The following is a 7,611-nucleotide window of genomic DNA, read 5'->3' on the forward strand; positions in this document are numbered from 1 at the left end:
CTACACCAAAGCGATGCTGCCGGACGGCAGCAAAACCGCTGACCTCTGCAAGGATTGAAACAATAGGCCTGACCGCTTCCCGGCTCTGGCCTGGGAGGCGGTTCAGCGGGGAGGGCATATGAGCGAGGTCGGTGGCGCTTGTTGGGGAGAACGGCGCTGGCAAGACCACGCTGGTTAAGCTGCTGGCGCGCCTCTACGATCCCAACGAGGGCCGGATCCTTCTCGACGGGAAGGATTTGCGCGAGTACGATCTGGATGAACTGCGCAATTCGATCGGCGTGATCTTCCAGGACTTCGTTCGCTACAACATGACTGCTGGCGACAACATCGCGGTTGGCCGGATCAAGGCGCGCGAGGATAGAGGTCGCATAGAACGCGCTGCCGAACGATCTGCCATCCGAACACTGGAAAAGCGATGGGAAATTAGAACCGATGTCTTGCCCTTGCTCAGTTCCTTAAAACGCCGGAACACCTCGGATTCCGAACGGGCATCCAGTGCGGCCGTCGGTTCGTCCAGGATCAATAGCTCGGCACCGCGCATGTAGGCACGAGCAATTGCGATCTTCTGCCATTCGCCGCCTGACAGCTCCACGCCATTATCAAACTGCTTACCGATCATCTGGTCATATCCGCCGGGCAGCCTGCCGATGACTTGGCCGGCTTGGCTGCGAAGCGCGGTCACGGGGCGACAATGACGCACGACTACAAGCGCAACGGCACGACGACTTTGTTCGCCGCGCTCAATGTCCTCGATGGCTCGGTGATCGGCCGTAATATGCAGCGCCATCGCCATCAGGAATTCATCCGCTTCCTCAACGCCGTCGAGGCCGAACTTCCGCCCGACAAGGCCGTCCATGTGATCCTCGACAACTATGCCACTCACAAGCAGCCCAAAGTACGCGCTTGGCTGGCCAGGCATCCGCGCTGGACCTTCCATTTTGTGCCGACATCCTGCTCATGGCTCAATGCTGTCGAGGGCTTCTTCGCCAAGCTCACCCGCCGCCGGCTGAAGCACGGTGTCTTCTACTCCGTCGTCGATCTCCAGACTGCCACCAATCGCTTCATCACCGAGCACAATCAGCAATCCAGACCGTTCGTCTGGAGAGCCGACCCACACAAAATCATCGCCGCCGTTATCCGCGCCCTCCTGCAGGATGAACTCGAGATCAACATGGATGACCACTCAGCGTTGCGAAAACGTAGCCGTTTGGGGCGGGGATTCGTTCGGGCCTAGTCTAGCGGGCGCTCCGATCCCCGGCCAGCAAATATTCCGCACGAGCTGTAGTACTCCAAATCCGACCCGAGAAGAGAATCGTGCGGGCCGCCTCCAGGCGAACTCGACGGGCTCGGGACTCAGTCCATCCGTTCCGACGCCGAGCACATCGGGCTCTGCGAAAGACCAGTATTCCGTCCCACAGGATCGCGGCGAATTGCGCCGAGCCAGGGAGAGACGCTGTTTTACTGCGGCGATTACGAGAAATTTGACGTAACCCGCCAGCTGGCGCTGCTATGATGCGAGCATTAAAAAATTCGGAGTGGATTAGTCCGAGGGAAGGCTGGAGGTGAGAAATGAGAATACAATCTGCCCGTTGTAGCTTCGTGGCTGTGATCAAACGCCGTCAGGTGTTCATCAGCACTCAATCTTGTGCAAACTCTCAAGGACGTCGATGATCGGCTTCCAGCGAGAGTAATTTTCACATCGCCGGCGGGCTCGCGATCGCTAGAGATTTGAAAGTTCCGAATGGCAGGCCAAGCGCGCGCAGGGTGTCTTTTAAGCCGAATTACACAAGGTGTTTGGTCCCGCAACATGGCAAAGCGGCCCGAAACCGGAGCGTCAATTCCTGACACAATCCTGACGCGACAAATCATGAGCGCTAACGCTTCCGTGACAATCTGGGGGCCGCGCGGCTGAGTAGAATTAGGGCCACAGACATTCGCGGCCTACATCCAAGGTATTGAAAATGGCAAATCCCAATGCAGACACCGTCGAAATTTTCGTCAACACCCAACCTTACCACGTGCCAAAAGGGGAAATCTCCCATGCCGATCTGGTGAAGATTGCGTACGGCATTGTTGGCGAAGAGGTGCGCGGGTACTCGGTCACATACGAGCGGGGCTCCAATTCCGATAAGCCGGATGACGTTCTTCCCTTTGGCGGGAGCGTCAAAGGAAAGAAGGAGATGCGCTTTGATGTCTTCCCCACTGGTCGCTCCTGACGGAAGCTTGGCGCGCCTTGAAGTGAAGGGACGCCGCTTCGCCATTCGTGCAAATTATCTCGTTATGGCGGTTCCCTATTTGAATTGCCGTGGCGAGCTTCGTCGCGGATTTATAGCGGACCCGTTGAACCTGACTAGTGAAACAGAAATAGGGTTGCCGGCCAATCACCAGATGTATTTCCTCGGGGAGGATCCGTGCGGGCTCGATGGACAACCGCTTCTCGACGTTCTTGGGGGTGGCGCAAACAGGACGCTGATTTTCGACGATAATTATTCAAGTTATTATTTTTCTCACAAGCTCGCGGCCGCCCCGGGCGAGATGCGCGACTATGGGTCCCTGTCCGAGAAGTTCGAGCAATACTATCAAGTGATCTCGGGTCCGGCAGTGTATAAATTTCCGGAAGCGGATCAGCTGTTTCTCGACGTCGACTTTGGTGGCGACATCCAGAGTCCGTTCAACTTTCCTGACACGCATTCATCCCATGCCGAGCTTCACGAACTCAATCGTCGGATTTCCGATCTTAAGGTCGGGATCGTCGGCCTCGGCGGCACGGGCTCATATGTGCTCGATTTTCTGTCAAAAACTCCAGTCAAAGCATTGAACCTCTTTGATGATGGCGAATACGTCGTCAAAAACTCCTACAGATCACCCGGAACGACACGATTTGATGATTTCAAGAAGAGCAAGGTCGGTCTTTACGTCGAGCGATATTCCAGTTTCCGGACGGGCGTGACGGGCCAGTCTATTCGCGTGAGCCAAGACACACCGGGAGCAATTCCGGACTGCGACTTCGTCTTTGTTTGCGTCGACAAGGGTGAGAGCCGCGCGAAGGTCGTCGAGCTTCTGAATGGCCTTGGGAAACCGTTCATCGACGTCGGAATGGGACTGCAGCGCACCGATGGACCGCTCAATGGCAGGGTCCGCGCGACGTTTGTCGACGATGAAACTCGGTCAGCCGTGCTCGCCGAATACATTCTCCCGATGGTCGTCGAGGCCGACCGTGAGTATCAAACGAATATTCAGATTGCGGAGCTCAACGCCCTTAATGCCGCACTCGCGGTTATCCTGTTTAAGAAGAGGTTCGGCTATTATGCCGACACCGACCCTGGCTACAATTTGCTGATGAACTTGGACCGCCTGAAGATTTTCAGAGAGACGCTGGCATGACCTACCCGACCGACGCCTTGGATCTGGTTCCCTGCGAGCGGTTTCCCGACGAGCTCAAGCCGGGTAAATTTTACTACAGCGATGACTTTCGGTCTTCCGTTCACCTTTGCGCCTGTGGGTGTGGATCGCGAGTCGTCTTGCCCATCAAGCCGGCAGGTTGGCGGCTTATGCAAACTGTAAGTTCGTTCACCATATCGCCCTCAGTCGGCAACCGGGAGTTCGCCTGCCGTTCGCACTATCTGATCCAGGGCGGGCGCATCATCTGGCTACTCTCGGTGTCCGACCCCGAGGTTCAGGCGAGTCGCGCGCGCGACCAGCGGCATATCGAGAAAATGCACGCATTCACATTCTGGCAACGCATCTGGATTGTTCTGCGCTGGCTCCTCGGCAATCGCTAGCCCGGACTACAGGTGGCACCTCGAGGTCAAGCGAGTTTGAGGGGCCGAGGCATGGTTCTGCTCGTGGCGCCACCCTTCAAAGCACGCGCGCCAGTGCTATTTGTCTGACGGGAGGTCCAGAAGCGGTGCGAACTGCCGCCCTTTGATTCCGACATTTAGGAACAAACCTACTGGCTCGAGCGATGAAGTGTCCGGGTGCAAGCAGCCCCGCCTGCTCGGCCTCTTTGTGCAGGTTCTGCCGGGGCCTTGGGTCGATCTGCTGGATCACCAGTCCGGCCGCCAGTGAGCCGAGACTTTGGGTCTATTCTAAGATCGAACAGCTCAAGAATGAGGCGCTCGATCCTTACTTCCTCAATCGTCGCCGTCCCGAAGGTGCTGACGAAAACTGAAACCGGCGCGGCCACGCCGATTGCGTAAGCAATCTGCACTTCGCAGGCCTCCGCAAGTCCCCCCAGCCACGACATTCTTGGCGACGTAGCGGGCCCGCATAGGCAGCCGAACGATCAACATTTGAGGGGTCCTTGCCCGAAAAGGCGCCACCGCCATGCCGTCCCATGCTGTAAGCTTGAGCTATAGGTCCGCACGACACCGCCATCCGCTTCACCACCGAACTGTTCGAGCGGTATCACATGGAGCTGTCAAATTCCGGGCACCGCGACAGCGGCAATGAAATCGCGAGGCCGAGCGTTGTCGCGACTATCACTGCTGCAACGGTCGCTAAGTTCGCGGACTCTCGATCGGAGCATGGAACCGGATGTGCCCGTCACTGGGATATCAACTCCACTCTGTTCTATAATTACGGTCACACAGGACCTGCTGCACCTCGCCAACGAACGGTTCAGGGCCGTCGGCGCTTGAGCGGGAGGTGCCGGTCATGAGCAAGGCCAACCCGTTCCTTAGATGCGCGCATTCTTCTACGAATGGTTTGTTGATCAGCGCAACGCGTCCGTCCACACGGTCCGGTCCCACCGCGATACCTGGCGGCTGTTCCTGCGGTTCATCGCACAACGCGCGGAAAAGAAGTTTGCGACGATCATTCTGGCCGATCTGGCGGCCAGTGAAGTGGCTGCTCTGAGGCATATCGAACACGTAGCGCGGCTGCACGATCGGCTCGCGGAACTGTCGGTCTTGCCGCGATGCGCAGCTTATTCAACTTTGTGGCACAGGGACCTGCATCTTTGTGGCGACCAGGGACCCTGCATCGCTGCCCAGTGCGTCGAAATCCTCCAGATCCCTATCGGAACCCTGTCATCCGATCCAGCAGAAGTAACGGCGATCCTTGCCCAGCCAAGCCGCTCGATTCTTGAAGGCCTGCCCGAGCGCTGCTCTCGTTCCTCTACAGCAGCGGAGCACGAATTAAGGAAGCGCTTGATCTGTGCCCCGAGGCGATCCGGTTCGATAGCCTAGGTCGCGTGCGCCTTGTTGGTAAAAGCCGCAAGGAGGGTATCTGCCCGCTCTGGCCAGAAACCATCCTGCTGTTGATAAAGCTGTTGGAACGGCAACCGCGGGCACCAGACCGGCAGCTGTTCGTCAATCGCTGGCGAGCCGCTCGGCGCCTCGGGCGTCCGGTTCAAGCTGGCAACTTATGTGAAGGCGGCAGCCGAAACCGTGCCATCGCTGCAAACCAAGCATGTGACGCCGCACAGCTTCCGCCACGCCACCGCTGTCCACCTCGTCTCGGCGGGAGTCGACGTCACGGTCATCCGCAGTCGGCTTGGCCACATGAGCCTTGATATACCACCAACCACTACGCGAAGGCCAATCTGGAAATGAAGCGGATAGCACTGGAAAAGCTCGGAAGGCAACACAGCTCATCCCCCATCATGGAAGCGGGATGCCAGCCTGCTCGCCTGGCTCGACACGCTTCGAATATGCGGAGGAATGTGGGCAGAAACGTTACAAATCAACCAATCTGCATGCGTTTCTCCACATTATTGCGACCTCACGATCATCAAGTGGCGTAAGAAAGATGCCGGGGATGCGGAGAGAGACGACTCGTCGAAGCGGCGCAACGGCAAACGATGGGCTTGTCGAACCGAAGACGGAATGGCAGCAGTCCCAGGCCATTGTATTTTGCACCCGGGAACAACCAGCGCACTGATTTGGTCAACGTTCGTGCCCATCTTTACGAGGTCGGCTATGTTGCCCCACAAGCATTGGCTATTTGCGACGTCTGGCAGAGTTCATTGAAGACTCGCGCATGGTGGGCCATCGGGCTGGCTAACAAGATGGCGCACCGTATGGGCCATGCTAACGAAAACAGGAAGATCACCGGAATCCGGCGATGGCACCTGCATGACTATTCAGCAGTGCACCTGAAGCCGGTGCGTCGGGCAATCTGAGAAGGCGGGAAAATGCGTTCCTGAGTGCGAGACTGTTCGAGGTGTCCAATACGTTTCCAACATCTTTCTATTCGATAATTCCAAGTTTTATTGCCTTTATGGCCGCGGTGGTTCTACTGGAAGTCTCCATCTTTCTCATTACGTTCCTTATGTGAAAATTCACAGTGTTCGTGGATATACCTAAAATTTTACCTATTTCCCACGATGATTTACCATGTGCCGCCCATAGGATACACTCCTGTTCTCTTGGAGAAAGGGTAGGTGTCTCCTCGACGTCGCTCATCGGCCTCGTTTGCGCAAGATGTTGTCACTGGCGCGGGAGTGGCGCTACGAGTAGTCCTCAGCAAATCTGCATTGGCAAAGATCTACTATATGCCTGCAGCTGGCAAAGTTACGCTAACTTAAATTTATTTTTCAGTATCGCTACGCGACCGCAAATTTGGGAAACCGGAATCGAGTATTAGGGCTTTTCTATTCGGCTCGTTGAGGTCAAGCGCTTTGGAGCTTTCGATGTGTCTGGAGTTTTGACGTATTGAGCAGGGCCACGCTTCTATTGGGGATTTTCGCCCTCCCATATGGGACCAGGGGATGAGGTGGCCCAATCTGAATCGCGTCCTGACTGCACGGTGCGATCGGCATTCACCATGGTCCTGGGTCCTGGCAAAACCCGACCAGCCAGGAGATCCGCAGCCACCTGCGCGGTCTGGTCCGGCGAATCTGCGCCCGTTGGCCGGCCATCCGCATCCTGGTCAGCGGCAACGGCCACTATGGCCGGGTTCGAGAGGTGAGCGGCCCAGATTGTTCCTGTTCGCCAAGTGGCGTGATCGACCAATCGATTAAGTCGACGGCGCGTTGAACAATCGCCTTGGTTTGAGCAAGGCTAGGTGAAACGGCGATGACATGGCCGACCCAGTCCCGGTAATCGCCTTTCCTGACGATCGGCGTCTTGGGTTCAACATACAGTTTCACTTCGGCGACGCCTGGCACGGCAGTCGCCCGACTGTCGCCACCGATCCACTCGAGGGTGCCATCGCGGTCAGGAACTAGGAACCGTGCGGCCGCCGTGTCGGAATGCTTTCTGCGCAAATCCCATTGCTCGCCGATGACGAGGTTTATGTGCTCGGTAATGAGATCGACACCGCAAGCAAGTTGGACCAGTTGAGGCTCGAGCGCGCCAGCAAGGCGCGGATTCACTTCAATGACAACGGGACCACGCTCCGTGCACCGGAGTTCGACGTTCGTTGGCCCCCAGCCAAGGCCGAGAGTTTGCAAGCAGCACAGCGAAACACCTACGATACGCTCTTGATCGTTGTCCGTCAGCGGGGCAGGAAAGGTGGACTCACTGAAGACGAAATGCGGTGGGGGGCCGAAGTCAACGGCGACAATCCCAATAACCTCATTTCCCATTATCTCCGCGCTGTAAAAGGGGCCTTGTGCGAATTCTTCGACCAGTATCCTCGGCGAAGACGGCCAAATGTGCTTCCCGT

Annotated in this window: 5 protein-coding genes and 6 pseudogenes; 7 read left to right on the forward strand and 4 right to left on the reverse strand. The window is 57.0% G+C overall.

Annotated elements, in window-relative coordinates; translation table 11 throughout:
- Window positions 1-131: 131 nt before the first annotated feature.
- Window positions 132-443 (forward strand): annotated as a pseudogene (locus ACWUKX_RS30585) (ATP-binding cassette domain-containing protein); the annotation flags it as partial.
- On the opposite strand, the pseudogene ACWUKX_RS30590 reads toward ACWUKX_RS30585, so the two are convergent.
- Window positions 386-676 (reverse strand): annotated as a pseudogene (locus tag ACWUKX_RS30590) (ATP-binding cassette domain-containing protein); the annotation flags it as partial. The pseudogenes ACWUKX_RS30585 and ACWUKX_RS30590 sit on opposite strands and share 58 nt — an antisense overlap.
- Here ACWUKX_RS30590 and ACWUKX_RS30595 point away from each other — a divergent pair.
- The 4 genes and pseudogenes from ACWUKX_RS30595 to ACWUKX_RS30610 all read left to right on the forward strand — a co-directional run.
- Window positions 659-1,234, forward strand: a pseudogene (locus ACWUKX_RS30595) (IS630 family transposase); the annotation flags it as partial. The pseudogenes ACWUKX_RS30590 and ACWUKX_RS30595 sit on opposite strands and share 18 nt — an antisense overlap.
- A gap of 727 nt (window positions 1,235-1,961) precedes the next feature.
- The gene (locus tag ACWUKX_RS30600; RefSeq protein WP_456010404.1) at window positions 1,962-2,216 is read left to right on the forward strand and encodes a multiubiquitin domain-containing protein; all 255 of its coding nucleotides are present in this window, start codon (window positions 1,962-1,964) and stop codon (window positions 2,214-2,216) included.
- Window positions 2,191-3,384, forward strand: coding sequence for a DUF6791 domain-containing protein (locus ACWUKX_RS30605; RefSeq protein ID WP_456010406.1), 1,194 nt, complete (start codon window positions 2,191-2,193; stop codon window positions 3,382-3,384). Before ACWUKX_RS30600 ends, ACWUKX_RS30605 begins: the two co-directional genes overlap by 26 nt.
- Entirely contained in the window at window positions 3,381-3,782 is a 402-nt protein-coding gene (locus ACWUKX_RS30610) for a DUF6527 family protein (protein WP_456010407.1), read from the forward strand. Before ACWUKX_RS30605 ends, ACWUKX_RS30610 begins: the two co-directional genes overlap by 4 nt.
- 308 nt (window positions 3,783-4,090) lie before the next feature.
- Here the strand turns inward: ACWUKX_RS30610 and ACWUKX_RS30615 are convergent.
- A pseudogene (locus ACWUKX_RS30615) lies at window positions 4,091-4,329 on the reverse strand (methionine adenosyltransferase domain-containing protein); the annotation flags it as partial.
- A 353-nt stretch (window positions 4,330-4,682) separates the two neighbouring features.
- Here ACWUKX_RS30615 and ACWUKX_RS30620 point away from each other — a divergent pair.
- Window positions 4,683-5,189: a hypothetical protein gene (locus ACWUKX_RS30620; RefSeq protein WP_456010408.1), complete on the forward strand. Its 507-nt coding sequence runs from the start codon at window positions 4,683-4,685 to the stop codon at window positions 5,187-5,189.
- A 180-nt stretch (window positions 5,190-5,369) separates the two neighbouring features.
- Window positions 5,370-5,555: a tyrosine-type recombinase/integrase gene (locus tag ACWUKX_RS30625; protein WP_456010409.1), complete on the forward strand. Its 186-nt coding sequence runs from the start codon at window positions 5,370-5,372 to the stop codon at window positions 5,553-5,555.
- A gap of 636 nt (window positions 5,556-6,191) precedes the next feature.
- Here the strand turns inward: ACWUKX_RS30625 and ACWUKX_RS30630 are convergent.
- Together ACWUKX_RS30630 and ACWUKX_RS30635 are read right to left on the reverse strand one after the other, a co-directional pair.
- Window positions 6,192-6,389: pseudogene (locus ACWUKX_RS30630) on the reverse strand (helix-turn-helix transcriptional regulator); the annotation flags it as partial.
- A 500-nt stretch (window positions 6,390-6,889) separates the two neighbouring features.
- A pseudogene (locus ACWUKX_RS30635) lies at window positions 6,890-7,611 on the reverse strand (ATP-grasp domain-containing protein); the annotation flags it as partial.

The organism is Mesorhizobium sp. f-mel (assembly GCF_053850215.1).